We start from the raw sequence: 26098 nt of genomic DNA, 5'->3' as shown, positions 1-26098 counted from the left end.
AATAATACATGACAATAGTAAATATAGCTGAACAACATTCAAATCTTGTCAATTTACTGCAGTACCGTGCATTATATGATCCACATTCGTTAATGTATACATACTTAGATGACACTGGAAAGGTAGAAAGAACGTTTACCATTGCTGATTTGGACAGAAAAGCTCGTGCTATTGCCTCAACGTTGCTTGAGATGGGAAAGCCAGGGGATCACGTTCTTCTTCTTTATCCATCAGGTCTCGATTTTGTTGCAGCATTCTTTGGATGTCTATATGCAGGAATGATTGCTGTACCTACTTCGTTGCCTCATTTTCGTCGTCCTTCGGAAAGAATTCAAGCGATTGTTGCTGACTCTCAGGCTTCTATTGCTTTAACTACTTCTAAAATATCCGACGAAATCAAGAAGAATTCATCTATACTACCTTATCTATCCATCTTGAGATTTAAGGCAACAGATCTTATTTCAGATATTTCAGCTAACGAATTTCAGGAAAAAGAGATTTCTGCTGACATGATTGCTTTCCAGCAGTATACATCAGGTTCTACTTCAAAGCCAAAGGGCGTGATGGTTACTCATCGTAATTTGCTACATAATCTTTTTCTGATGGAACAAAACTTTAAACTTTCTTCTGAAACAAAAGCGGTGAGCTGGCTTCCAGCTTTTCATGATATGGGCTTGATTGGAAAAATTCTTTTGACACCTTATTTGGGTAGTCAGCTTGTTATGATGTCTCCAGTTAGCTTTATGCAACGTCCACTAAAGTGGCTACAAACAATTTCAAAATACGGTGCAACTTACAGTGGGGGTCCTAATTTTGCTTACGAATTATGTGTTCAGAAGTTTAAACCTGAGCAGGTGACTGATTTGGATTTGAGTAGTTGGCGTGTAGCTCTAAATGGTGCGGAACCGATCCGTTTAGAAACTCTAAGAAAGTTTGCGGAGTGTTATGCTCCTTATGGTTTTAGGGAAGAAAGCATCATGCCTGGGTATGGATTGGCGGAAGGTACTTTGTATGTATCTGCTTGTAGCAGGGATTATTTTCCGATTACGTTATTCGTCGATGCTGTAAAGTTAGAACAAAATCAAGTGAAGGTTGTTTCAGAAACAACAGAGGAAGCACGTGCGTTGATTGGCTGTGGTCACGTTTATACCGGACAAAAGGTAGCGATTGTTGATCCAGAAACATTGGTTAACTGTACTGATTTGCAAGTCGGTGAGATTTGGGTGTCTGGACCAAGTATATGCAAAGGATACTGGAACAATCCAGAGAAAACTGCTGAAACTTTTGAGGCTTACATCAAAGATACAGGAGAAGGCCCATTTTTACGAACAGGTGATTCAGGATTTATTATGGATGGAGAACTATTTGTGACGGGTAGAATGAAAGATTTGATTATCATTCGAGGACGTAATCACTATCCGCAGGATATTGAATTAACTGTTCAAAAGAGCAGCCCGGCTATTCGAGATGAATATGTAGCAGCGTTCTCGGTAGAGGTTGATGGGGAAGAACGATTAGTGGTAGTTGCTGAACTGAATCGTGACTACCGTCCAAGAGGCAAAAATGAAAATTTAGAGGATCAGAATGAGTCGGATGAGGCGGTTCTTTTGAAAAAAGTTGCTACTGAAGTACGCAAGAAAGTTGTGGAAGTACATGAAATTCAACTTTATAAACTCATACTGATTAAAACTGGTACAATTTCTAAGACTTCTAGTGGTAAGATACAGCGGCATGCTTCAAAAATAAAGTATCTAGAAAACAATTTTGAATCCTATGGATGTTTCTAATCTAAAAACACAGGTATGAAAGGTAAACAAATGAGTCTAAATGTACGTACTTCATCAGATATAAAGAAATGGCTAATTGAAGAAATTGCTGCTCGATTGGAACTAGTTCCAGAGGAGATCGAGACAGGGGAACCATTCATTAATTTTGGTTTGGATTCTGCGGAAGCGGTCATGTTGTCTGGAGACTTGGCAGAATGGTTAGGTCAAGAAGTTTCACCGACAATTTTCTGGGATTTTCCTTGCATTGAGGAATTAGCTATTTCATTGTCAAATGGTGATAATGAAGATTGCAAAATTAATTTTACCGCCGATAAAAAAGTACAAATATCAAAAGAACCGATTGCAATTGTAGGCATTGGTTGCCGATTTCCTAGAGCAAAAAATCCTAGAGAGTTTTGGGATTTGTTGAAGGAAGGTAAGGATGCGATTTCAGATTTCCCGATTGAACGTTTGAAGCTGATTAATCAGTATAAGGGAGAACATTTTGGGATACGTAGAGGGGGATATGTAGAGAATATTGAGCTTTTTGATTACTCTTTTTTTAAGATTACTAAAAGGGAAGCGACTAGAATGGATCCACAGCAACGTATGCTGTTGGAAGTAACGTGGGAGGCTTTCGAAGACGCGGGCATTAATCCTGAGAAAATACGTGGGACGAAGACAGGTGTATTTATTGGAACCTCCAACAGTGATTATGGACGTATGCAAATCACTCAATCGCAAGATCCTCATATTTATGCGGTTACTGGTACAGCATTAAGTATTGCTGCCAACAGGATATCATATTTTTTTGATCTTCATGGTCCGAGTATGGCAATTGATACTGCTTGTTCATCTTCTCTTGTTGCCATTCATTATGCCTGCCAGAGCATTTGGCAAGGAGATTCAACATTGGCTGTTGTCGGTGGTGCTAATCTCATTTTATCTCCGGAGATTACGTCCAGTTTTGCGAATGCAGGTATGCTTGCAGGTGATGACTGTTGTAAAACATTTGATGCTCGAGCAGATGGCTATGTTCGCGGAGAAGGAGTAGGAGTGGTAATTCTTAAGTCGTTCTCCCAAGCTATATGTGATGAAGATGACATTTACGCAGTCATTCATGGAAGTGCTGTGAATCAGGATGGACGCACAAACGGCTTAACAGCACCGAATCAACAATCACAGGAAGAAGTACTTTTAGCTGCTTATAAAAACGCTGGGATCTCACCTACAGATGTTGATTATATCGAGGCACATGGGACTGGTACATATCTTGGTGATCCTATCGAAGCAAAAGCGTTAGGAAAAGTGTTGAGCCAAGGTAGAAATGCTGAAAATTACTGTTGTCTAGGTTCGGTGAAGACAAATATTGGGCATTTAGAATCTGCTGCTGGTATTGCGGGACTCATTAAGGTAGCTCTTTCCATTAAACATAAACAGATTCCTCCACACTTGAACTTTGCTGAACCGAATCCAAACATTCCATTTGAAGAACTTTTATTACAAGTTCCAACAAAGTTACAATCGTGGCCTGATGTAAATAAAAACATAGCAGGGATAAGTTCATTTGGTTTTGGTGGAACCAATGCCCATGTGGTGTTGGGAGGGATTTTTCCAGGTAATAGCTGCACGTTTTTGGATCAGACAACCTCTGACCAACCTGTGTTATTTCCTCTTTCAGCTAAAGGAAGGGATGCGCTCGTGACTATTGCTAGTCGAATGCGTGACTATCTGTTGTATTCTTCGGCGGAGGAAGAGCGATTGGAGGATATTAGCAGCACACTTATTCATCAAAGAAAGCATCATGAGACTCGGTTGGCTGTTGTCGGGAGAAGCAAAGAAGAAGTTGCTAAGAAGCTCGAAGAATACGTGAAAAATAAAATGATAGAAAATTTAGATAACAGCAAAGAGGTAGTGTTTGTTTTTCCAACCCGGATGCCTATTTGGTCACAGGACAAAGACTTTTGGATTTTACAAGAAGCAGTTTTTCGTGAATCATTGATAGAAACAGACCGTCTCATACAAAAGCAGGTTGGCTATTCAATATGGAATCAGTTATTTGTAAATCGAAACACTACATGGGAGGGTTCATCAGAACAACTAAAGTTCACACTGTTTGCACTACAAGTAGCTTTAGTTGATTTATGGAATTACTGGGGTATAAATCCAGTATCTTTTATAGGAATCGGCTTAGGAGAAATCAGTGGTTCCTACGCAACTGGATTGTTGACGCTACAGGAGGCAATTCATAGGGTACTATCTATGGATGATAGGGCCGTACATTCAGATTATGTTAGCCTTAGCGTTGAACAACAATTGCAGACATGGGTTAGTAAAAGGGATGCCATTTACTTGGAAATTTCACCAGAACCTCTATTGGATCAGGAAAATATGGTAGATAGACTAGAAGGGAAATCAGCGCTTCTCCTGCGATGCTCCTTTCAAGATAAAACGGTTATGTTGGAGAGTTTAGGTCACCTTTACACAAGGGGATATCCGATAGAAACAATTTCGCTCAATCAAAAAAGGAGAGCAAATGTTCATCTGCCTGAGTATGCGTGGCAGAGTACGAAATGTTGGTTTGGAATCTAGATGGATTGAGGAGTATAACGATTATGATGAAAAAGATAGATATCCTAGTTATTGGAGCGGGGCAAGCTGGATTATCTTTGGGATATTATTTGCAACAACAAAATGTGTCCTTTCTCTTAATTGACAGCAGTCAAAATATTGGTGATATTTGGCGTTATCGCTATGACTCACTTGTGTTATATACACCGAGATTTTACAGTGCCTTACCCGGATTACACATTTCTGGCGATCAGTGGGACTATCCTACGAAGGATGAGATTGCGGATTATTTAGCAGATTATCAAAGACATTTTTCCATTCCAGTTTCTTTAAACACAAATTTATACAGAATGAAAAAAACAGCAACCGGATTTTTGGTTGAAACCAGCCAAGGGGAGTTTGAAGCTCAAAAAGTAGTCATTGCGACAGGTCCATTCCAAAATCCCTATATTCCCAGTATAGCTGAAAATTTATCAAACGAAATTTATCAGATTCACACGTCTTCATATCATAATCCTTCGCAGTTACCTGAAGGTCCGGTGTTAGTTATTGGAGGAGGTAGCTCAGGTGGGCAGATTGCTGTAGAATGCTCAAAAGATCGTGAAGTTTATCTTGCTATTAGTTCTAAGATTAATTATTTGCCGTATAAGTTTTTAGGAAGAAGTTTATTTTGGTGGTATGATAAATTAGGTTTGTTAAAAAAGGGGCCTGAAACAATATTAGGTAAGAGAATGAAAGGAAAACCTGATCCTATGTATGGGTTTATACTCAAAAAACTAGTCAAATCAGGCGCTATTAAAGTAAAGCCTCGCGCAATAGAAGCGATGAATGATGAAGTGGAATTTGCTGACCAAACAAAATTGAAAATCAAAACTATCGTCTGGGCCACGGGATTCATATCAGATTACAGTTGGGTTGAAATCCCAGAACTGTTTGACTATGATGGGAAGGTTATTCAAGATAGAGGAATAAGTAATGTTCCTGGGTTGTATTTTCTGGGATTGCCTTGGCAGACTTCCCGCGGCTCTGGTTTGATTGGATGGGTTGGCCGGGATGCAAAGTTTATAAGTGAACAAGTAGTAAGTTCTCATGCACAACAGGTTCAGATCAAAAAAGAAGAGACTTTTTCAGCTATGTAGATTAGTTTTATAGACGGTGTTGCAAAACGTATAATTTTTTGTTATTCCTTAAAGTTGTTGTTACTGGATATCCAGATAGCACAAAACATTCTTAATAAGGTTCTGGTGCAAATACTTCAGAAGAGGTATAAAGAGGCGAAAAGTTTCTTAGTGGAATCTATTTTATGCTGGAAGGCCGAATAGTTGATGAATGAGGCTTCTTGATTTCGGACAGACTTCTCCCCTTGGAGGGTTTGTCCTTTTTTCATCATATGCACAGCTTCTACTCCTGCAAGAATTTGTTTGGCAGTTCGAAAGGACTTTAATCCTAACATGGAACGAACTCGCTTTTTAATGAAGCGATGATCTTGATCTACGATGTTATTAAGATATTTTATTTTTCTTATTTGGATGCCTAAAGGCATCTTTTTCTCCTTCTTCAGCTCTTCAATCGCCACAGGATAGGCGGGATTCCTATCAACGGTTATCACACGAGGTATTGAAACATGAAAAGACCGCAAGGCTTTCTTAAAGAATCGCTTTGCAGCCTTGTGGTCTCTTGTTTTATTTAGATAAAAATCAATGGTATTTCCTTCTGAATCAACTGCACGATACAGATACATCCACTGTCCTTTGACTTTGATATAGGTCTCATCCACTCGCCAAGAATCGTTGGTTTTCTTAAGATGACGACGAACTCTCTTGTCCAGCTCAGGACCATATTGATGAACCCAACGCATGATGGTTGTGTGAGCAATAGAGAAGCCTCGTTCTTCCATCATTTCCACCAAATCACGAAAACTGAGATTGTACCGTAGATACCATCTTACCGTTAATAAAATAATGTCAGGCTGATAGTGTTTCCATTTAAACAAATTTTGCTTTTCCATACTGATCGTGCCCCTTTTTTAGAGTAATAGTATCAGTATGTCCAAGTTTTAGAGATTACTTGCAATTGTCTTGAAGTTTTTGCACCAGAACCAACAATACTAATGTGAGAAGCCCTCACAAGCCTCTCCAGTTTTGAAACCTTCTCCTATGGAATTGTGGATGGATTTAATGGTCCTAAAACCTAATCAGCACTTATCAAAGCTACAAACTGAGCTTAATAAACAATTTAATAAAAAGCTAGTTGTGGATGGAAAGTTGGGAGCTAAAACTAAGGCGGCAATCGTCACTGTCCAAAAAGGCGCAAAAGGCATCTTACATGGATCCTACAGGCCGCACTTTAATATCCCTGGATCACTTGATTCCATTTTTGGAAAATGTACTGAATCAGCATTATTAAAATTCCAGAAAGCTAAAAAGATTACTGCAGATAAGAAGGCAGGTAAAGCTACTTTCACTATATTGTTTGCAGTATAATTAAGAGCCCTTACTCGTATTGAGTAGGGGCCCTTTTTTTGTGTACCTACAATTTTTAAAATAAATTATAACAATTTTAAAAATCTATTTCTCCAGTCCTCTGCAAGAGCATCAACCGTCAATATTTTTTCAATTGATGTTTTATCTTGTTGTCGATGAAAAAGAATTTGTGTAGCAAATGAAACGGATATTTCTTTTGAGTCTTTTTCCACAAGATTTATTTCCGAATCGCAATTCATGGACCCCTCTACCAAAACTCTAAAAAAGTAACCAGTTAGAGTGGTTTCAACCACTTTTTTTAAAAAGTGTTTTTCTTGATTATACTTGGAGATAGTTGCACAAGGTACTCTTCCTTGGGTAACTTGAAGAATAGTATCCCCTATTTTAAATATATCGCCTATACAAACCTGTTCTTCTAACATCCCTGTTGCTGTAATATTTTCCCCGAAAGCAGGGGGAGCCAGTTTTTTTTGAAATATCTTTTCCCAATAAGAGTAATGCTCAAATGGATATAAACATACCGCACGATCAATACCACCGTGAAACTTGTGGTTTGCAACATCATCACCGACTAAACCGGATTTTTTCAATTCAACAACATGTACAAAAGATTTTCCTATTGCCGAAACCTCTTTTTTATTATTCCAATCATATTCCTTCGGTTTTCCAACGGCCAATGTAATAATTTTTCGATTCAATCCGATTTTCACATCGCTTTCATATAATTATTATAATTAAACAATGTATCTTTAGTTCAACTTTATATAGCCAAGTTTTGTCGTCCCAGATAGAATTCAATTTTTAGCTGTCATTAATTTCATCCCAAGGGCTATAAAAACTATCCCTGAAACTTTATTAAGAATATTATTAAAGGATTTGTTGTCTTTAAGTGTTTTGGTCGCTAAAGTTGAAAAATATGTTACTAATACATACCACAGCAACACTATTACAGCAAATGTTGTACCCAGTAGTAAAAACGATAATGATTCATTTCCACTATTTGCTGATGAAAATTGTGGTAAAAACGATAAATAAAACAGAATGTTTTTAGGATTAGCAACATTTGTTATTACACCTTGTAAATAATTTTTTTTAATAGATACATTAGACGTATTCTTTATACTTATTCCCTTACCTTTCGAGAGGAGAGATTTAATTCCAATGTATATCAAATAAATACCACCTATAATTTTAATTACCGTAAATAAAACAACTGATTGAGATAAGATAATGGATAAGCCGACAGTAGAAAGTATGGTATGCACAAATGCACCTGTTGCAATACCTGCAGATGCAGCTAGGCCACTTGCTCTCCCATTTGAAATACTTCTACTTAAAACGAACATAGAATCTATACCAGGTGTCGCTATAAAAATTAGTGAAGAGATTAAGAATAATGTAAAATCATGGATGCCAAACATATATCAAAGAACTCCTTTAATAAAATCTCACCTTAGACTAGCATGCATTAAAAAGGCCAATAAAAAATTTAGTTTTTAATGTGTTTGCTCAACTAATCAATATAAAGCATGTCTCTTTAACTGATAAGCCTTGAAGTCTACTGGTGGATAAACAGAGTCTATTAGAATATTGTCCCTAATAAAAGGCACAGTTTCTTAAAGTATGATGGGGTCAGAGGGAAGGGATATAGTTGAGTTTATTACTTCGAACTATTCTGTAAAGATATAGAAGTTTGTTTCTTTATCTTCTGTTGGGTATGAGCACTGTAAGGTATAAGAAAGAAGTGCAAAAAAGATTTTATAAGTATGGTCTTTTCTTTATTTAAAATGCCAAATAATAATCCTAAGATCATCTTAATTAAACAACTCTAGATAATTATTCTGTCCCTTTTAACAAATGCATCCCCCTTATAACCAATTCAGCCAATAGGTTATAATAATTGTATTGGAGTATTCTCCTTGAAAATTTCAGCTTTGGAGAAATACATATAGTCAGCAGGAGGTAATATGTTAGAGTTTATTCCCTTACTTGATAAGCACAGTAGTGTTCCTATATATGTACAGTTGTATCAATACATAAAACAAAAAATAGAAGATGGTGACATTCCCGAGGGAGCACTTTTACCTTCTATTCGTTATTTATCAGGCCAATTAAAAATTAGCAAAAACACGGTAGACGGTGCGTATCAACAATTGTTAGCAGAAGGGTATGTAGCAAGTAAGGCTAGAGTGGGGCTAGTTGTACTCCCATTAGAGCAACCCGTTCTATCTCCTTCTTTACAGGAAATTAAATATAAATCAAAAGTACCCATGGATAATAAAGAAGAAACATTCGAATACGATTTTAAGTACGGTGATATAGATGTAAACTTTTTTCCAATCCAAATTTGGAAACGCTGTTTAACTCAAGCTTTGACGGATGAACTTGAACAATTATTAAGTCCAGGAGAAAGACAGGGATATGTGGGTCTACGTGAAGAATTAGCGAATTATTTATTTCAGTCACGGGGAGTTGTCTGTTCAGAGGAGCAAATAGTTATTTGTTCTGGCACTCAACACGCAATTAGCCTTATTCTCCAATTACTTTCTAAAAACGGAGAACGTTCAGTTGCTATGGAGAATCCGAGCTATGATGGGGCGAAATCCGTTTTCAACAACCATGGATGGTCAATAAAACCTATCCGACTTGAAAAAGATGGCATAGATATAGAACAGCTAAAAAAGGTCGAGGCAAAGGTAGCCTATATTACCCCTTCTCATCAATTCCCGTATGGAATGGTGCTTTCGATCCAAAAGCGATTGTTATTATTAGAGTGGGCAAATCAAAACGGCAGCTTTATTATTGAAGATGATTATGACAGTGAATTCCGTTATCAAGGTCAACCGATTCCTTCTTTAAAAGCCTTAGATGCAAAAGAAAATGTCATTTATTTAGGTACATTCTCTAAATCTTTTTCCCCGGCCGTGAGAGTAAGTTATATTGTTTTGCCACAAAGGTTAATGGATGCATACAATCATATGTATGGTAATTACTATCAATCCGTACCGTCTATAGTTCAAAAAGGATTATATATACTTATGAATGAAGGGCATTTTACAAGCCATATACGAAAAATGAGAAAAGTATATGAAAATAAACACAAAACTCTTGTGGATGCGTTAAACAAATATATGGGGAATCATATAGAGATTATTGGACAAAAAGCAGGACTACATTTATTAGTAAATGTTAAGTATAGGTCTACAGAAGAATTAGTTAAGGAAGCTAAAAAGGTCGGTGTAAGGGTTTATGATCCAACTCTTTATGCACTGAATGATAGCGAAGTTAATTCATCATTAATCATGATGGGTTTTGGTGGAGTTTCAGAAGAAAAAATAGATAAAGGAGTTCAATTACTCAACAAAGCTTGGTTTAATGGTGACAATTAGAACAAAAAAACATAAAAAATACAATTTAATTGGGAATGTTAAAAAGGTACAACCCTTTGAGTTTTAAGGATTGTACCTTTTTTCTTTTATATCCACCCTATATTATTAAGAGTTTAATAATTAATAACATGGAGGGATTGTTTAATCAGTGTCTTCCTTAGAATTCTGAACCAAATGGAGTGAAGTCTCTCTTAACTTATTAATAAAAATACTCGTCGCAGCACTCAAGTATTTATCTTTCCTATAGATTATTCCTATATCTCGAGTAAGATTGGCGTTATGAATGGGAATAATTCTAATACGAGGATGGTTAAGGTATTCTAAGTAAGGTCTCGGCAATATAGTCAACCCGACGCTCTCAATAACCATATTAATTAAAGATTGCATGGTTGTAATTTCAAAGATTGGCGCGGGAATAAACCCCACATCTTTACAAGCATTATTTATAAGCTGTCTAATAAAATATTGCTCAGGAAGTAAGATGGAAGGTGTTGTTTGTAAGACTTCTATACCTAACGTATTTTGATTCTCTAACGGGTGTCCAACAGGCACTGCAAACGCCATTTCCTCTGTATATAAAGATACAGTTTTTAATTCATCCCCTTTCATAGGTAGAAAAACAATGCCTATATCCAATTTATTTTCTAATAGTTGTTTTAGAATATCCCCAGTACGTAATCCAAACACAGATATCTTAACAGCAGGATACAAATGATGAAAAGTGCGTAATGTGGGCGGAATAAGGTAATTTTCAACAGTTAACACGGTGCCTATAGAAATGGTTCCTCTTTGAAGACCATTTAGTTCATCTATTGAGATTTTTGCCTGTTCCAGTTCATGAAAAATGTTACGTGTATACTTCAAGAGTAATTCCCCAGATTCTGTAAGAGCCGTCTTTTTACCAATGCGATCGAATAGTGGTGTGCCAATTTCATGTTCTAATAAACGAATTTGTTGGCTTAAAGAAGGTTGAGAAATCCCTACCTTTTCTGCTGCTCTTGTAAAATGTAGTTCTTGGCACACAGCGTAAAAATATTCAAGTTGTCTTAACTCCATTCTAAAGCCTCCTGATTTAAACGGTAATATTTCCTGCATTTTCATTTCGCAAATTCATTAACAGGATTTCAATAGGAATCCTATAAACAGTCTAGGATATTACACATTTTATCATAGGTTAAACCTATGGTTATTATATAAATAATTGAATTGTACTATTGATTGAACTGTCTTAGATTATAAGTATAAATTCTTTAAATTGAAAATTTTGTGGAGGGTGATAGGATGAGTAGTCAAAGAACAGAGATTATCAACTACAGTGAGTTTTTAAAAAAGAGTAGGAAGCATGCCGTTCGAGCATGTTCATGGAAATGGAAAGACATTTATCCATTACTCAATCAATCTGTATCGGAAGACTTTCTTGAAAGTGGCCGTGGAACATTGTCACTCATTCATAATGATACAGGGGATACGTATGGAACTTCATCAACTATGAACGTAGTCGTCCAAATTTTTAAACCTGGTGAGCATAATAAAGCTCATCGTCATACTAATGTAGCTCTCAATCTAGTATTTCAGGGCGAGGGTTATAGTATCGTGGATGGAGAAAAGATTGAATGGGAAAAAGGTGATCTATTCTTAGCTCCTCCTTGGTCTGCTCATGAGCATTGCAATACTTCACAAACGGAGGATGCTATTCTTTACACGTTTCAAGACGTACCGGTACTTACTTCATTGGGCACTTGGTTTTTAGAAGAGCCGGTGGGTAGTACACCTCGTCACATAGTCAAACAAACAAAGAATAACTAGAAAATATTAGTTAATACTTTTGCCTCTAAGAATGTAACTAAACTTTAAACAACATATACACAGAATAATTTCGTCATTCAAAAATCCCTTAAATAAATGTTCTGAAGGGATTTAGTATTTGACTTTATGTACAAATAAGTTCTTGCTATGTAAAAATACTGGAGGATATAACTGATGAAAAATTTTAATGTTGCTATTCCGACTCCCTTTCATGATGATGAGAGCTTATATTTAGAAGGATTCAATCACATCATTAAACATTTAACAGATAACGAAGTAGATTCACTTCTTGTTTCTGCTACGACAGGCGAACAAAATTCAATGAGCCTTGACGAGCGTATCCAAATTATTGATTATTTTAATCAAGAAAATTTTGAAAATGTTGAACTGATGTTTGGTGTATCAGTCACAAGGACTAGAGATGCAATAAAGTTGATTAAAAAGCTTAAGGAATCTGTTTTTAGTTCTATTCTAATTCAGTTTCCACCTTACATTCAGCCGACGCAACAACAAGCTATTTCTTATATAAATGAACTGATACAACATACAACTAAAAACGTTGTCCTTTATAATAACCCTTTCCGCACAGGATTTGAGCTGAGTGCTGAATCATTAAGGGCACTTATTAACCAGAAACACGCCAACCTAGTAGGACTTAAAGAAGAAAGTGATGCCAAACGTCACCATAATACTGATTTACCAGATAATTTCATCATGTTCGCTGGTGGAGATGTAAACCTTATAGAAAAGATAAAGAATGGATGTAACGGACTTTCTAGTATGGTAGGAAATGTTTATCCAAAAGAAATCAGACAAATTTTTAATGACTTATTAATGAATAAACCAGTGGATCTTTGGAAGATAAACGAATTAATTAATGAAGTTACAAGTGGCCAAGCCATTATAAACATAAAAAATCACTATAATTCTTTAGGTATAAAGGTGGGAGCTTGTCGTTCTCCTATTAACTAACAGTAGAAAGTCCATAGAATAGCTCCATTTAATTAAAGTGTCAATGCTCATCGTTTTTATGAAGAGAAAGTAGATTATGACAAATGGTGCTATTCATTTAGAAAAACATTGTGATTAAAAATAGAGGGAATGCTTTGATTAGAGAAGCATTTCCTTTAAAAGTGCTGAGTATGAAGTGAACCCAAAAAGTTAGACACTTTATTTACTTAGGCAGCCTTGAGGGCATGAACCCGGTAATCTACCGGGCTCATGCCTTTTAACTTTACCTTGATTCAAAGGGAAAATCGGCAAGATTGCGCCCAACATTCTAGCACGTGATTTCAAGGCCGCAAAGTCCAATGAAAAATGGGTGACAGACGTCACAGAATTCCATCTAGCTGGGAGTATGGAGCAATTCAAACAAGTAGACGTTTATATTTCAAAATAGTTCCAGCTTATCTTTAACTATCCTGCTTCATTAGCTCCATGAGAAAAAAAGAGCTGCCTAAGCAACTTCCTTATTGAAGTAATGTACCTGTTAGTATGGAGGTGTATGATGAAAAGTATAATAAATTTTACTTCTCTTTTTGTCTTAATGGTGTTATTGGTCGGTCTGTGTAACACTCTAAGATATATCTCCATACCAGGAATATTACTTTTCAATTTAGCGGGAGCCTAAACCATATAGGTAAAAAATGTTTAATTTTATAATAACAAAACAAAAACCCTTAAGATTAATTAACCGAAGGGAATCGAGAGTATGAACTTAGTGAAGCTAAAAACTATTACTAATATTGATTAACGGCAGTCCATTGTGGATTTGTCTTTCTTCATTTAAGAGATTTTTAAGAGATAAACGATAAAATGAATTAACATATTTAGGGGGAATGTAGAATATGAATGATACCTGTAAAAAAAATCAATTAGATGAAGAATGGATTTCTTTAATAATTGAAGCAAAGGAATTAGGTGTGAGTATAGATGAAATAAGGGATTTTATACAATCATTTAATAATGTGGAAAGATAAAAAAACTATGGAAACGGTTATCCTATTAGTAAAGACTGATAAAGTGTAGCTAGACGTTCTCCGGGACCAATTCCTAGATCTTCCGAGAGCAATTGTTCATAATCATTATATATTTTCATTGCTTCAACATGATTTCCTTTTTGAATGAGAAGTTGCATTGTTTGCTCAATATTTCTATCCGAGTATGGTGATAGCTTTCTTTGAATATGTAGATAATGTAATGCTCTATAGCGGTCATTGTCACTATAATAATCTATTACTTTTTCCAAAAGAATAATAATGTCATTTTCTGTTTTTTGTGCCACTTCATTTGCCCATTCATAGCGGTTCCATTCCATATATGAACCGGAATAGAGTTTTAGTACTTCCTCAATGTGAAGTATATTTGATTGGTCAACCTTTTCTATATTTAAAACAGCCTCGTTGATTATAGTTAAATCGCAGTGAATCGAATCCATTGATAAAATATAGCTCTGATCTGAAAATTTAATGCAATTTGTATATCCAATTGCGCTCAAAAATTTTCGTAAATAGGATAGGGTGGTATGGAGATTGATCTTTGCTTTTTTACTATCATAATTTGGCCATAGGCTATCGATAATACGGTCACGAGGAATGTATGTATTCATAAAGGTTACAAAATATGCAAATAACTCCTTTACTTTTGCAGTTTTAAAATGGAGTAGTTCACCATCTTTCAACACCTGGAATTCATAAAAGCACTGAATATATAATGACGGATTCTCCAACTTTCGATCAACTTTATTGTCAATGATTTTTTCTGATAATCGCTGTATGGTCTTAGCTAATCGATTGGGCATAACAGGTTTTAATAAATAATCGATTGAATGTATTTCAAAAGCTTTTATTGCATATTCAGCATACGCAGTTACAAAAACAATTTGAATAGAAGGAGATAAAGAATAAATAGTTTCTGCAAAATCTAAGCCGTTTCCATCAGCCATTTCAATATCTAAAAATACAACGTCAACGGTTTGGCTCAGAATATCCTCTAGAATACTAGTTTTATCTGTATATGTATTGATAATATGAATTATAGGAAATGCCCGAAGTAAATTTGTTAAATAATCTAGTGCTAGAATCTCATCATCAACTAATATAGCCTTAATCATTCTATATCTTATCTCCTTTAGTCATATATATCATAATGCTTAAATAATCAGAAACAAAATGAGGAAAAACCGAAAGATAAGTAAATTGATTATCCCTTATCTTTTCGGATGAAAAACGTAATCGTTGTTCCTTGATTTAATTTACTTTGAATTGTTAATCCTTGCCTGTACATTTGCTCAAGACGACGATTGACATTGATTAGTCCTATTCCTTTTTTATGTTCAGACTTTACATATGTAAACAGATTTTGTTGTATATCTGGACTTATACCTTTACCATCATCACAAATTTCAACTTTTAAATCATGGGCTTCTTTTGATAGTTTTATCGAGATAGTACCCCCTCCTGGCTTCGATAAAATACCATGGTTAACTGCATTTTCGACAAGCGGTTGAATCGTTAGAGGTGGAATCATCCATTCACCGCTGTAGTTAAGCTCCCAATTAATTGTAAGACGCTCATTAAACCTTACCTTTTCAATATATAAATAAGATTGGACCAGCGAAAGTTCATGCGATAACGGAACAAGCGGTTCAGCATTATTAAAATCAAAACTTAAGCGTAAATAATTACTGAATTCATCGAGTAAAGTAAGCATTCTAGAGGAATCAGTAACTCCTAGTGCAGCAATTGAATTTAGTGTATTAAAAAGAAAATGTGGCTGAATTTGTGATTGCAACCAAGCACCTTCCATTCTTAATCGTTCCTGTATCGAATGCTTTAGGTCGATAACAACGCCAATCCGTACTCTTAATTCTAGCGAATCTATTGGTTTTACTAGATAATCGTTTGCTCCTACTAGAAACCCTGTATAAACTTCCTCAGGATTATTTTGAGTTGTTAGCAATAAAACAGGAAGTTCAGAAATAGAAAAGTGCTCTCGTATCTTTCTTGTTAATTCGTAGCCTGACATTTTTGGCATCATAACATCGGCAATAATGAGATCCCAACCTTCGTCCAACCGTTTTAAAACTTCTTCACCACTTGTTACGATTTCAATTGAATACTCTTCACCTGAGAGAATGTTTTTTAAAACGTGAAGATTCATTGGGTCATCATCAACAGCCAAAATTTTTGGTTTGATATAACCATGCTTATCCCTTGTAGATAGTGGATCTTCGGATATTGCTAACTCTTGATGGACCATGTCTTCTTGGCTGGTGGATGGAGCAAGACCGTTTTCTTCCTGTTTTCCCTCATCATCCTGTGTGAGCGGCAAGGTAAAAGTGAACATAGAACCTTTTGAAAGGTTGGATTTAACGGTTAGCGTTCCGTTATTCATAGAGACTAATTTGTGGCAAATACTCAGCCCTAACCCCAGCCCACTTAGGTCATCGTAACGCTCCTTTGTCCCTAGCTCATACGAAAGGAAAGCACGCTTCAGTTTTTCATCATCCATTCCGATTCCAGAATCCTTTATATGGATGACCGCCTCATTGTTTTTCACCTCGGCTTTAATAATAATTACACCATTCTCTGAATATTTCACCGAAATATTCAGTAAATTGAAAATGATTTGCCTGAGGTGGGTTTCATCTGTATAAACAGGCGGGAAATCCTTAGGGATCACTAGTTGAAAGTGAAGATTTTTCGAGTCCATCATAATCCTTTGAACATTAACAACAGTTCTGATGGCAGGTAGAAGGGCAAACGTTTGTTTATTCAAGTTGATTTTGTTTTGTTGAATTTTCGTCACATTAATTAAATCGTTTAATAAATAGGACATTCGCCGACCGATGACCATGAGAAGCTCAAGCTTTTGTTTGCTTTGAGGAGTAAGTCGTGACCTATCTTGGTCAATAATGCTTTGAGCCATATTGATCATCCCGTGCAAAGGATTACGAAGCTCTTGGGAAGTATTGGCTAAAAATTGATCCTTTGTAGTATATTCCTTTTGGAGCTTATCCACGAGTTCATGATTTTTGTCATTTGCGCGAAAGAATCGCATGAACCAAAATGTGGAAAAAAATAAAAGTGCAAGGGTTAAATCAACTGGATAAAAGTTAGGGTCAATCATACTAATAATCCCTAAATTGAGCGAGTGTACTCTTCCAGCAAAGGTCGACCATAGGATGCTTGAAGCCACGCTAATAGCGGCCAGCAGTAAAAAGAGGGAATCCTTCACTTTATTTACGATTACTTGAAACATAAGCAATATAATGGCAGTAAACGGTATTCCTAGTACAAATAGTAGTAATATTGACCATTCCCGTATCAATGTGATCGGCGCCATAACAATAAAAAGCCCATACACCCCGCAAAAGCCAGAAATCCATCGAACCATTTGATTTCCTTTGTAATTAGTAAATAAATACCTCACAAACAATAAGAAGAAAACGGAGAGCCCTGTGTATGACAGATATGCAAGCTTAACAAACATTTCATAATTTAATGGTACCCATTGAAGAATGAGGCGATCGTCACTAACCAAAATGGATAGGGAGGAGAGTAACATGGCCACCATAAAGTACAAAAGCTCGATTTTTTTTGGACGAATAAAATAAAGAATACAGGCATATATTCCGTGAACTAGCATGATTGAAGCCACCATCAGCTGCATTGCCAATGGTGTCCAATGTTCTCTGATAATAGCTCTTTCTGTTCCGAAACGAATCGATTTTAATAACCCGCCATCATAGATTTCATCACTGGAAGAAACAGCAATTACAAGATGAATCCATCCCGTTTCATCGGGTGTCGCCGTTATGATGGTCGGAACGAGAGAGGACTGATTCATTGGGTCAATGGAAGCAGTTCGCTGTTCGATCTTATCTCCATTTACGTATAGAATAAATGAGTCTGAAATTCGGTGTAATTTTAAACCGTACTTTTTTTCGTCGTCTTGTACATGGATCCGCATTTCGTAAGTTCCAACTTGCTCAGTTTCGTTTGTTAAAGTGGAAAGCCCCTTCCACCCGCGTGGGACTTGAATGAAGCTTTGTTCGTCCATTGCTGGTAGTTCTTTAGGTACAGCAAATATATTTGGATAAAATAACCATTCGCCATCAAGGGCAACGGTGGATTTATCAGATAATGGAAAGTGAACTAAGTCATAGACACCTTCCTCAACAAACGGTTGATTGAGTGGTAAATTTTTGATGAACCAAATGACTCTGAGGCTTGTAAGAAGTAGTATAAAAACAAAAACGATTGTTAGTATTTTTCTAACAGACATAGGTTTTCTCCCTAGAATAGCTAACCAAATTGTTTGATTACTGTTATGAAATATATTCTTCATTCTATAGGTTGCCATAATAGGAAAAAATTCGCAATATTAATACGAGAATAATAAATATTTTAGTTAATGGACTGTAATCCTTAATTTTATCAATAGGGAATTTGAACTATCAACGGGACAGTAATCCCCTATTATTTTGCGGTAAGTATTCGTACTGATAAGCAGACCTATCTTTTTTCTTGTAATAATGACCAATGTTCAAAAATGGAAAATGAAGAGTGGACTTACTCTATATATCAAGACGAAAGTCCTCGACTTCCATTAAAAAAATAGAGAAAAGTCAAAAAAAGATAAGAGACGTGATGAAGTTAGGGGATATGACGGATTAAAAGGTAATCCTGTTCGCTCATTATTAATGGAGAATGCAACAAAGGATTGTCTTTAAGGAGCTGGATATAAAGCCAGTGATTGGTTACAAGTCGACGCTCACTATGGTATGAAGTGGAACACATGTGCAATTAAAGGAACAGTTGCTAATGTCATTTTTTATAGATGAACCAGAAGAAAAATATTTATACGTCAAATGGAGGGGCTCAGTGAGAAATACTTCAATAAGGATACTGATGCTTATGAATTAGAATATACCCAAAAATTAATTCATATGGTGAAAGACTGTTTTTTTGAGATCACAGTTTTTTAAACAAACGAGTGCGTTTATTCAAGAAGGAGAAGTGCATTTTTTTGTTGAACTAAAGGAGCAGCATTCCTGTATTAACTGAAATACTAAAAAGTTTGTGAAAAAACTACTTAAACTCCCATGAAAATTAAAAAAGCTCAAAATTCACAACAAAATAGACCCAGTAAAAACGCTTTTTAAAAAAAGGCTGAGCCTTATGAGTAATCTGATTGAGTTTGGTAGATCGTTAAACAAAAACCTCCAATCATAGCATATTAAGTAAAGGCTAGCGCGACGACCAAAAAAGGATTAATCTCCCATGAGTGCTGCCCATAAAGGGCGCGACAGTCGGTGGTACACCGTGGTCGTCGGAGTCAGACTAACGGATGGGCTCAAAGGCATCATAGTTCAACGACCTTCTTCGCAGCCATTAAAACATTATCGACATAGAGACCAATGTTCATTCTCTTTGGTGAAGCGCTGATTTTTGCGCTTCATGGATGGCTAACGGGTGCGTTAGCTGAAGATCGGAGCTGTCTTTACGGCAGCTTTTTCATATGGCGCTAACGGGGCAGGATAGTTCCATAACACAAACTGGAAATATATGTGGTGATTTGCAAATTCGCTGGCGCTACTTCAAACGAATCTGTTGAATCAACAGTTCCAAGTGATAGCTAATCTTTCTACCCCTATTTTTGTTTTTTAGTTATAATAAGATCGTGCTTAAAATAGCAAAACAGTAAAAGTTTTCTGAATGCTTCAATCATGTAAATATAAAATAAAAATGGAGGAGTAAAATGCGGGAAAAGGCTGTAGTCATTGGTGGGGGGATTGCCGGTAAATTAGCTGCTAAAGCGTTGTCTCATTTTTTTCAGCAAGTCATCATCATAGAAGCAGGTCAAGAATGTAAAGAAAAAGTTCCTAGAAAAAGAGTTCCTCAGAGCTACCACCCTCACGTTTTATTGAAAAGAGGAGAAGAAGCCATTGAGATTTTGTTTCCGGGGATAGTGTCTCAATTAATAGAAGATGGCAGCATCGTCACTAATTTTACAAAAGATCTGAAGTGGCACCATTTTGGTTATTGGAAACAACGGTTTTCTGGAGAGTTTATCCTGATTCAGCAAAGCCGGCCTATGCTTGAATGGCATTTACAAAGACGGGTTGAAGAAGTTCCTAATATTACTACTCGATATGAAACAAAAACGGAACAGCTGTTAGTAAACAAGCATGACCATACCGTTCTAGGAGTCCGAGTACGTTCCTTTAAGACGGGTCTCGCAGAAGAACTGGATGCCAGTTTTGTAGTGGATGCCAGCGGTTCTGCCTCTAAGAGTATAGATTGGCTACAAGCACTTGATGTAAAAGTGAAGGAAGAAAAAGTTAAGATTCAATTGTTTTATGCAACACGCCTTTATTCTCTTAAAAGTCAAGAACATCCCGAATGGCAAAACCTCCTTATATCACCGAGCTTTCCCGATAACCCTTACGGTGCCTATATTCAAACTCTTGAAGAAAACCGATTCTCTGTCACGTTCAGCGGGTATGCTAATGCATATGCACCACACACAAATGAGGAATTTATCTCATACGCAAAAAGAATTCCTGTTCCTGATGTTCTTCGATTTCTTGAGGGAGCAGAGCCTCTTTCCGAGATTAAAATACATCGGGTTCCTTATCAAGTACGACGCCGTTTTGATCTAGCAAAAAACATTCCGGAAGGTTTCTTAATCATTGGTGATGCTCATTGCCGTTTTGACCCTCTTTTCGGACAGGGAATTTCTGTTGCTGCGGTGCAAGCTTTAGAGTTGCAATCTTCTCTTTTTCAAACGAAGAGGGCTGACAAGGGATTTGGTCAAAGATTTCATAAGAAGATTTCTAAGATTATCGACGTTCCTTGGGAAATGGCGACAACAGAGGTTCTTCGTCATCCCGAAATTAAAGGGGAGCGAACTTTTGTTCAGCCATACAAGCAGTGGTACTGCAAAAGGGTATATGAACTTTCAGCTTCTGAGCCGGAAATATATATTCGATTAGTCAGAGTAATGAATCTTATCCGAAGCCCTCTCCATCTGTTTCATCCAAAAGTACTATTCGCGATTCTTACTAATCAGCGGCATGAATGATTCTCCTGTTATAAAGGATGTAACAATTATAGATCTCTGAATACTTAATAACGTTTTCTTCTAATGCTTTTACAATAGTTATTAAGAATATACGAGAAAAAAGACTCATGATTCGTTTGTGAGTCTTTTTCTAATGAAAAAGACACTGTTAAATAATCTTGTAGATTTTCTTGTTGAACAAACGGGGGGTGTTAGTTGAAGAAAAATAAGCTCATTTGCATCCATGTTTCTATTTTCGTTATTTCATTATAGGGCGTGATTGTGGAACAGGAAAGAAAAGGGAGGATACATATTACACAAGACTAATATGTATCCCCCTTTATTTTTTAATGCTTTTTACGATTTAGGTATTGATAATTTATAATATCTTCGTCCTCGAAGGGTGCTCTGTTTTGTTCAATAGCATAGGAGAAATAAAACAAAGATACACCTCATAAAGTGCTGTGTTCTCATTTATTTTGCATTTGTAATATTCCTTGCAGGATCACCTCTAATCCCCAACGAAAACGTTCTTGTTCTCCCGAGAATAATTCCTCTTTTAAACTAGAGATTATTGGATATTCCCTAGCATCCACTGATTGGTAAGAAACGTAAAGGGAATCCATCGCAGTTCCATTCTGTTTACGTGAAGCTTGTTCGAATGCCACTGAAGTAGCATAGATAAATAGTTGATCTACTCCCCACGCTGCTGAAGTAGAATGAATTCCACCCGCATGAAGACGCTGAAGGATATATTCTATCATTGCTAATGAGTTAGGTCCTATTGGAAGTGTCGTTAAAGCAAGTTCAGCGATCCCTGGTGATTCATAGAGAGTCATTAGATAAGATTCTAGTGCATCAAATAACTCATCTTTCCAATGCCCTTGGCTATCTGACAAGACAACCTTTTCGAGTCCATAATCTAACACATACGCTCTTAACTCTTGAGCGTTTTTAACATACACATATAGAGAAGATGGACCCGTATCTAACTCTTTGGCAATTTTACGCATGCTCAGCCCAGAAAGACCTTGGTTCTTTAAAATTTCTAACGCAGTTCTCACAATAAGATCTTTGCTTAATGGATCCTTAGCAGGCCGCGAACGACGGCTAATAATCGTGCGTTCTGATTTATTCATCATTCTTTTCCAATCTCCTTTATCAAATGGTGTCATTATATTGTTTCATTAAATCCATCCATTTAACTGCGGCATTATCTGAAAAACAAAGCTTGAGGTTCGAATCTGACTCTTCGGCTGATTGGGAGGAATACACATACATTTTTTTCTCGTATCTCTGAACCGCCTGATCAACATTCTCATGCTTAACAATTGACAATGCCAATTCCGCAGCATCCCGCATTGCCAAGTTTGCGCCTTTTCCGGCAAAAGGCGACATTAAGTGTGCCGCATCGCCAATCAGAGTGACACCTGGTTTATGAATCCATTTAAGCCCAATAGGCAACATATATATACGTCTTGGGAGTATAGCTTCATCAGCAAATCGGATATAATCTTTTAGAGACTCATCCCAATCATTAAAGTATTGAAGCAGCTGTTGTTTAGCTTTATCAGGTTCATTGAACGGGATTTCACAAGTATCTAGCCAGTTGTGGTCAACTTTAAATGATAAATATACACGAATATTCCCATTTCCATTTAGCTGCGCAAAAATACTTTTATGATCAGCGATGGCAAAGAATGTTCCATGACCATTGAGCTCAGCAATACTTGGATGAGAGGTTGCTACATTTTTTATATTTAGCTCAACCATGCTGATTCCAGTATATTCAGGTACGGAATCCGTTACAAGAGGGCGAATACGTGAAAAAGCGCCATCGGCAGCTATCACAAGATGAACAGTATCAACATGCCCATTCTCAAAGTGAAGTTCATGTATGCCATTTTCTAAAGGAACGGCATGTGTCAACTTATGTCCCCATTGAATACAAGTTGAATCAACAGAATCTAATAATAACTCACGAAGTGTTCCACGATCGATTTCAGGACGCTTTCCATTATTTTTATCTGTAACTTCATCCAAATAGACTTTACCCGATTTATCTACAAGACGAAAGTCTTCTCCTTCATATCGAGCAAGCGTTTGGAATTTTTCAAATAAGCCAGCTTCTTTTAACGCCCATTGTCCGGAATTCTCATGAAGGTCTAATGTACCACCTTGTTGGCGGCTAGTTGGAGACTTTTCTCTTTCATAGACGACCGTTTTTACACCATGTTTCTGTAAAATGCGAGCTAATGTGAGGCCGCCTGGACCTGCCCCTATAATAGCAATCCGTTGTTCCTGAATTTCTTTTGTTTTCATTATCATAATTATCAACTCCTATAAATTAAATTTTAAATGCCTTGTTCTATTTATAATATAACGAACGGTGTTTGTAAAGAACAGTGTTCGTTATATTTGGTGGTAACTTTTTAAGTTCGCGTTTCTCTACTAACTAAAGAGCTGATTTATCAATTATTTTCTTAAATCTTTGTTCCGAACTAATATAAGTTTGTGAAGAAGTGTACTTAAACTAACGGGTGCGTTAGCTGAAGATCAGAGCTGTCTTTAAGGCAGCTTTTTCTTTATGGAACTATCGGGGCAGGTTAGTGCAATAAGAGGTTCGATGATTATTTTTAAGGATGTAATCTTTCTCAAGAATTACCTACTTAGATATTCACTAATGGCATAAAATAAAAACCTAAACACAAGGTACAGTGGATGTTTTGATTGCGTTGTCAGGAGCTGCTGGCGTAGCATTGTCTGGAATGATTGTGGCAGGTTCAAGTTATCTAACATTATCATTTATTGGAGGAATTTTATACCTATTACTAATTCCAGTGGTAATATGGTCTCGTGGAAGTGAAAAATAAAAAACCATTTGTTTACGAAATCATTATTTTCCTTGTTGAACTAAAAGGTGCAAGAATTGAAGAAGAAAAAAGGTTGCTGAGGCAACCCTTTTTCTTTACCGTTATTCAACTAAAGGGGCAGGTTTATCAAGGATAGATGTTTAATGTTTAGTATAAACTAATTTTAATAGGAATTAGTGCAGCGTGCATTGGTCGGAGTGCTGGTATTAATGATACACCTAAACAACTTGCGCTGGATGAATGAAAGGGGTGTAGAGGGCGTTCTAGAGTCTAGATAATATAAATCGAAGAGTAATGTACCATGCTTTAATTTAAATAAACCCTATATTAAGCTACCTTCCTACTAGAGTCCAGGAGGAGGCATTCATCTTATCAATCCTCTTTTTTCTGAATAGAAAGATTTTTAAGCATCTCAATATATTCTTTCAATTGAGAATTAGTTAAACCTGAGATAGTTTCATAAAAGATAGATTCTTTTTCTCTTATTGCTTTTGTAGTTTTTTCATGACCATGTGTGGTCAAGGACAACAATACACCACGACGATCTGTGGAGTGAGGTTCACTCATAACATAACCTCGATTTTTTAGCTGACCAATAAGTCTACTTACAGAGCTTCGATCCATGGCGGTTGATTCAGCTAAAGTGCTTGCGTTAGCAGGACCATGTGAGTATAACCAACGAACAATCAAAAAAGCTGCTGGCTGTAATGTTTCGTCAAATATAGATGCAGTTCTAACATTAAGTGCATGCGCTTCGCTTATCAACGCGTTAAGTTGCTTACCTAAATTTAGTTCAAGTTCTTTTCTAACATCAGAGTGATTACTCATAGTTATCTCCTTCTATTTAAAGTAATTGACATATATCAAATATATTTCGTTTGCCTGTTATATGTCAAGTTTATTGGGGGTTAATAATGTCTGGATATCCTATTGTTGTAATTACCGGGGCTGCCAGTGGTATAGGTCAGATTGCAGCAGTTGAAATTGCAAAACTTGGTGCAAAACTAGTATTGACTGCGCGTAATGAAGAGCGAGCAAAAATTGCTGAAAGGTTGATTAAAGGAGTTTCACCAGATACTGAAGTAGATTTCTATTTCGGTGATCTGTCCTTAATGAAAGATACACGACGGATCGGTCTTGAGATAAAAGAAAACTATCCAAAGGTTGATGTACTTATTAATAATGCAGGGAATCACGGTTTTGAACAAAGAATTACATCTGAAGGTTTCGCGGAGATGATAGCTGTAAACTACCTAACACCCTGGTTACTTACAGATTTATTAAAGGAATCTTTAATAAAAGCAGAAAATGGAAAAATCATTAATGTTGCTTCAGAATCATCACGTAATCATGGAAAGCTAAAATTGCCAGATGATTTGATTGATACTTCTCCTTTTACAGCTAAAGGATCATCAGAAGTCTATGGTAAAACAAAACTCTTAAACATAATGTTTACCTATGAGCTTGCACGTCAGTTATCTAATATTAAGGTCACTGCTAACACTCTGAATCCAGGTTTCAATAATACTGGTCTAGGAAGAGATCTCTGGTTTTCTACAATATTAGGGAAAATATTGAAACTTCTAAACATCGGAAATCCTAAAAGGGGTGCTGACCTCATCGTTCGTCTAGCAACTGAACCAAAATTTAAAAATATTACGGGTAGATATTTTACAGTAGGAACTGGTGCTGAAATTGAACCAGTATATCCTGGAAATGAAAAGCTTATGCAGCAAAGTTTGTGGAAGATTACAGAAGAATTATTACTAGATTACACAAAAAAATGAAGCTATTTTTAATGATAGATTTTCTCTAATTGGCTTTTTATTGGGATAATTTGTAGTTGTTTTATCAACAATTAGGTTTTGTTGAGCCGTATGAACAAGACATTCCTAAGAAGTTTAAATCAGAAATAAAATATGTTTTCTTATTAAGCTACCATGAAAATTAACTAACGAGTGCTTTAGCTGAAGATCGGAGCTGTCTTTAAGGCAGCTTTTTCTTATGGAACTAAACCAGCTAATAGTTAGTCAACATTTTTCAATTAAAACTTAAAATATTTCATGCTATACTAAATTTGTGCATGCCAAATAACCTTCCAATGAACCGTATTTGGAAAGTTTTGTGCTATTTAGTTATAC

At 36.3% G+C, this 26098-nt stretch carries 18 protein-coding genes and 1 pseudogene; 10 read left to right on the top strand and 9 right to left on the bottom strand.

What is annotated here, in order from left to right:
- Positions 1-8: 8 nt before the first annotated feature.
- The 3 genes from ACIQ0C_RS10410 to ACIQ0C_RS10400 are packed head-to-tail and all read left to right on the top strand — an operon-like array spanning position 9 to position 5476.
- A complete protein-coding gene (locus tag ACIQ0C_RS10410; protein WP_403059506.1) occupies positions 9-1787 on the top strand; it encodes a fatty acyl-AMP ligase in 1779 nt (592 codons plus the stop codon).
- 15 nt (positions 1788-1802) lie between these two features.
- A complete protein-coding gene (locus ACIQ0C_RS10405) occupies positions 1803-4358 on the top strand; it encodes a type I polyketide synthase (protein ID WP_403059503.1) in 2556 nt (851 codons plus the stop codon).
- 23 nt (positions 4359-4381) lie between these two features.
- Complete coding sequence (locus tag ACIQ0C_RS10400; protein WP_403059500.1) at positions 4382-5476, top strand: flavin-containing monooxygenase; 1095 nt, start codon at positions 4382-4384, stop codon at positions 5474-5476.
- 162 nt (positions 5477-5638) lie between these two features.
- Here the strand turns inward: ACIQ0C_RS10400 and ACIQ0C_RS10395 are convergent.
- Positions 5639-6345, bottom strand: a pseudogene (locus ACIQ0C_RS10395) (IS6 family transposase).
- A gap of 169 nt (positions 6346-6514) precedes the next feature.
- Here ACIQ0C_RS10395 and ACIQ0C_RS10390 point away from each other — a divergent pair.
- Positions 6515-6820 (top strand): peptidoglycan-binding domain-containing protein, encoded by a 306-nt coding sequence (locus tag ACIQ0C_RS10390; protein ID WP_403059497.1) that lies wholly within the window; start codon positions 6515-6517, stop codon positions 6818-6820.
- Positions 6821-6885: 65 nt separating this feature from the next.
- Here the strand turns inward: ACIQ0C_RS10390 and ACIQ0C_RS10385 are convergent, their stop codons facing one another.
- Positions 6886-7518, bottom strand: coding sequence for an MOSC domain-containing protein (locus tag ACIQ0C_RS10385; RefSeq protein WP_403059495.1), 633 nt, complete (start codon positions 7516-7518; stop codon positions 6886-6888).
- A 96-nt stretch (positions 7519-7614) separates the two neighbouring features.
- Complete coding sequence (locus ACIQ0C_RS10380; RefSeq protein ID WP_403059492.1) at positions 7615-8241, bottom strand: LysE family translocator; 627 nt, start codon at positions 8239-8241, stop codon at positions 7615-7617.
- Between the two features lie 546 nt (positions 8242-8787).
- Between ACIQ0C_RS10380 and pdxR the strand changes: the two genes are divergently transcribed.
- A complete protein-coding gene (gene pdxR / locus ACIQ0C_RS10375) occupies positions 8788-10209 on the top strand; it encodes a MocR-like pyridoxine biosynthesis transcription factor PdxR (RefSeq protein ID WP_403059489.1) in 1422 nt (473 codons plus the stop codon).
- 141 nt (positions 10210-10350) lie between these two features.
- On the opposite strand, the gene ACIQ0C_RS10370 is transcribed toward pdxR, so the two are convergent.
- Positions 10351-11265 (bottom strand): LysR family transcriptional regulator, encoded by a 915-nt coding sequence (locus tag ACIQ0C_RS10370; RefSeq protein ID WP_403059486.1) that lies wholly within the window; start codon positions 11263-11265, stop codon positions 10351-10353.
- A 225-nt stretch (positions 11266-11490) separates the two neighbouring features.
- Here ACIQ0C_RS10370 and ACIQ0C_RS10365 point away from each other — a divergent pair, with 225 nt between their 5' ends.
- From ACIQ0C_RS10365 to ACIQ0C_RS10355, 3 genes are all read left to right on the top strand, one after another.
- Complete coding sequence (locus ACIQ0C_RS10365; RefSeq protein WP_403059483.1) at positions 11491-12015, top strand: cupin domain-containing protein; 525 nt, start codon at positions 11491-11493, stop codon at positions 12013-12015.
- Between the two features lie 174 nt (positions 12016-12189).
- The gene (locus ACIQ0C_RS10360) at positions 12190-12987 is read left to right on the top strand and encodes a dihydrodipicolinate synthase family protein (protein WP_403059480.1); all 798 of its coding nucleotides are present in this window, start codon (positions 12190-12192) and stop codon (positions 12985-12987) included.
- An 875-nt stretch (positions 12988-13862) separates the two neighbouring features.
- Positions 13863-13994 carry an anti-repressor SinI family protein gene (locus ACIQ0C_RS10355; protein WP_402838907.1) on the top strand — a complete coding sequence of 44 codons (132 nt, stop codon included), beginning with the start codon at positions 13863-13865 and terminating at the stop codon, positions 13992-13994.
- 17 nt (positions 13995-14011) lie between these two features.
- On the opposite strand, the gene ACIQ0C_RS10350 is transcribed toward ACIQ0C_RS10355, so the two are convergent.
- Both ACIQ0C_RS10350 and ACIQ0C_RS10345 read right to left on the bottom strand, forming a co-directional pair.
- On the bottom strand, positions 14012-15127 hold the full coding sequence (locus tag ACIQ0C_RS10350) for a response regulator (protein WP_403059477.1): 1116 nt from the start codon (positions 15125-15127) through the stop codon (positions 14012-14014).
- An 89-nt stretch (positions 15128-15216) separates the two neighbouring features.
- Positions 15217-18366: a hybrid sensor histidine kinase/response regulator gene (locus ACIQ0C_RS10345; RefSeq protein ID WP_403059474.1), complete on the bottom strand. Its 3150-nt coding sequence runs from the start codon at positions 18364-18366 to the stop codon at positions 15217-15219.
- Between the two features lie 1413 nt (positions 18367-19779).
- On the opposite strand from ACIQ0C_RS10345, the gene ACIQ0C_RS10340 reads away from it, so the two are divergent.
- A complete protein-coding gene (locus ACIQ0C_RS10340) occupies positions 19780-21105 on the top strand; it encodes an FAD-dependent oxidoreductase (RefSeq protein ID WP_402838913.1) in 1326 nt (441 codons plus the stop codon).
- Between the two features lie 449 nt (positions 21106-21554).
- On the opposite strand, the gene ACIQ0C_RS10335 is transcribed toward ACIQ0C_RS10340, so the two are convergent.
- The 3 genes from ACIQ0C_RS10335 to ACIQ0C_RS10325 all read right to left on the bottom strand — a co-directional run bounded on the left by ACIQ0C_RS10335 (position 21555) and on the right by ACIQ0C_RS10325 (position 24785).
- Complete coding sequence (locus tag ACIQ0C_RS10335; protein ID WP_402838940.1) at positions 21555-22223, bottom strand: TetR/AcrR family transcriptional regulator; 669 nt, start codon at positions 22221-22223, stop codon at positions 21555-21557.
- A 22-nt stretch (positions 22224-22245) separates the two neighbouring features.
- Positions 22246-23412, bottom strand: a complete 1167-nt coding sequence (locus ACIQ0C_RS10330) for an FAD-dependent oxidoreductase (RefSeq protein WP_403059471.1) — start codon at positions 23410-23412, stop codon at positions 22246-22248.
- Positions 23413-24329: 917 nt separating this feature from the next.
- Positions 24330-24785 (bottom strand): MarR family winged helix-turn-helix transcriptional regulator, encoded by a 456-nt coding sequence (locus ACIQ0C_RS10325; RefSeq protein WP_402844239.1) that lies wholly within the window; start codon positions 24783-24785, stop codon positions 24330-24332.
- Between the two features lie 86 nt (positions 24786-24871).
- Between ACIQ0C_RS10325 and ACIQ0C_RS10320 the strand changes: the two genes are divergently transcribed.
- Positions 24872-25744 carry an SDR family NAD(P)-dependent oxidoreductase gene (locus tag ACIQ0C_RS10320; protein WP_403059468.1) on the top strand — a complete coding sequence of 291 codons (873 nt, stop codon included), beginning with the start codon at positions 24872-24874 and terminating at the stop codon, positions 25742-25744.
- Positions 25745-26098 lie beyond the last annotated feature (354 nt).

It is taken from the genome of Peribacillus sp. NPDC096448, from assembly GCF_044762675.1.
Taxonomy (GTDB): Bacteria; Bacillota; Bacilli; order Bacillales; family DSM-1321; genus Peribacillus; species Peribacillus frigoritolerans_B.
Note: the sequence above shows the minus strand (reverse complement) of the source record. Positions and strands in the feature narration are given on the sequence as shown.

Coding starts and splice junctions, on each gene's coding strand:
- ACIQ0C_RS10410 (WP_403059506.1), top strand. CDS start 9: ATGACAATAGTAAATATAGCTGAACAACATTCAAATCTTGTCAATTTA.
- ACIQ0C_RS10365 (WP_403059483.1), top strand. CDS start 11,491: ATGAGTAGTCAAAGAACAGAGATTATCAACTACAGTGAGTTTTTAAAA.
- ACIQ0C_RS10360 (WP_403059480.1), top strand. CDS start 12,190: ATGAAAAATTTTAATGTTGCTATTCCGACTCCCTTTCATGATGATGAG.
- pdxR (WP_403059489.1), top strand. CDS start 8,788: ATGTTAGAGTTTATTCCCTTACTTGATAAGCACAGTAGTGTTCCTATA.
- ACIQ0C_RS10350 (WP_403059477.1), bottom strand. CDS start 15,127: ATGATTAAGGCTATATTAGTTGATGATGAGATTCTAGCACTAGATTAT.
- ACIQ0C_RS10325 (WP_402844239.1), bottom strand. CDS start 24,785: ATGAGTAATCACTCTGATGTTAGAAAAGAACTTGAACTAAATTTAGGT.
- ACIQ0C_RS10330 (WP_403059471.1), bottom strand. CDS start 23,412: ATGATAATGAAAACAAAAGAAATTCAGGAACAACGGATTGCTATTATA.
- ACIQ0C_RS10400 (WP_403059500.1), top strand. CDS start 4,382: ATGATGAAAAAGATAGATATCCTAGTTATTGGAGCGGGGCAAGCTGGA.
- ACIQ0C_RS10320 (WP_403059468.1), top strand. CDS start 24,872: ATGTCTGGATATCCTATTGTTGTAATTACCGGGGCTGCCAGTGGTATA.
- ACIQ0C_RS10380 (WP_403059492.1), bottom strand. CDS start 8,241: ATGTTTGGCATCCATGATTTTACATTATTCTTAATCTCTTCACTAATT.
- ACIQ0C_RS10355 (WP_402838907.1), top strand. CDS start 13,863: ATGAATGATACCTGTAAAAAAAATCAATTAGATGAAGAATGGATTTCT.
- ACIQ0C_RS10345 (WP_403059474.1), bottom strand. CDS start 18,366: ATGAAGAATATATTTCATAACAGTAATCAAACAATTTGGTTAGCTATT.
- ACIQ0C_RS10405 (WP_403059503.1), top strand. CDS start 1,803: ATGAAAGGTAAACAAATGAGTCTAAATGTACGTACTTCATCAGATATA.
- ACIQ0C_RS10390 (WP_403059497.1), top strand. CDS start 6,515: ATGGTCCTAAAACCTAATCAGCACTTATCAAAGCTACAAACTGAGCTT.
- ACIQ0C_RS10370 (WP_403059486.1), bottom strand. CDS start 11,265: ATGGAGTTAAGACAACTTGAATATTTTTACGCTGTGTGCCAAGAACTA.
- ACIQ0C_RS10335 (WP_402838940.1), bottom strand. CDS start 22,223: ATGAATAAATCAGAACGCACGATTATTAGCCGTCGTTCGCGGCCTGCT.
- ACIQ0C_RS10340 (WP_402838913.1), top strand. CDS start 19,780: ATGCGGGAAAAGGCTGTAGTCATTGGTGGGGGGATTGCCGGTAAATTA.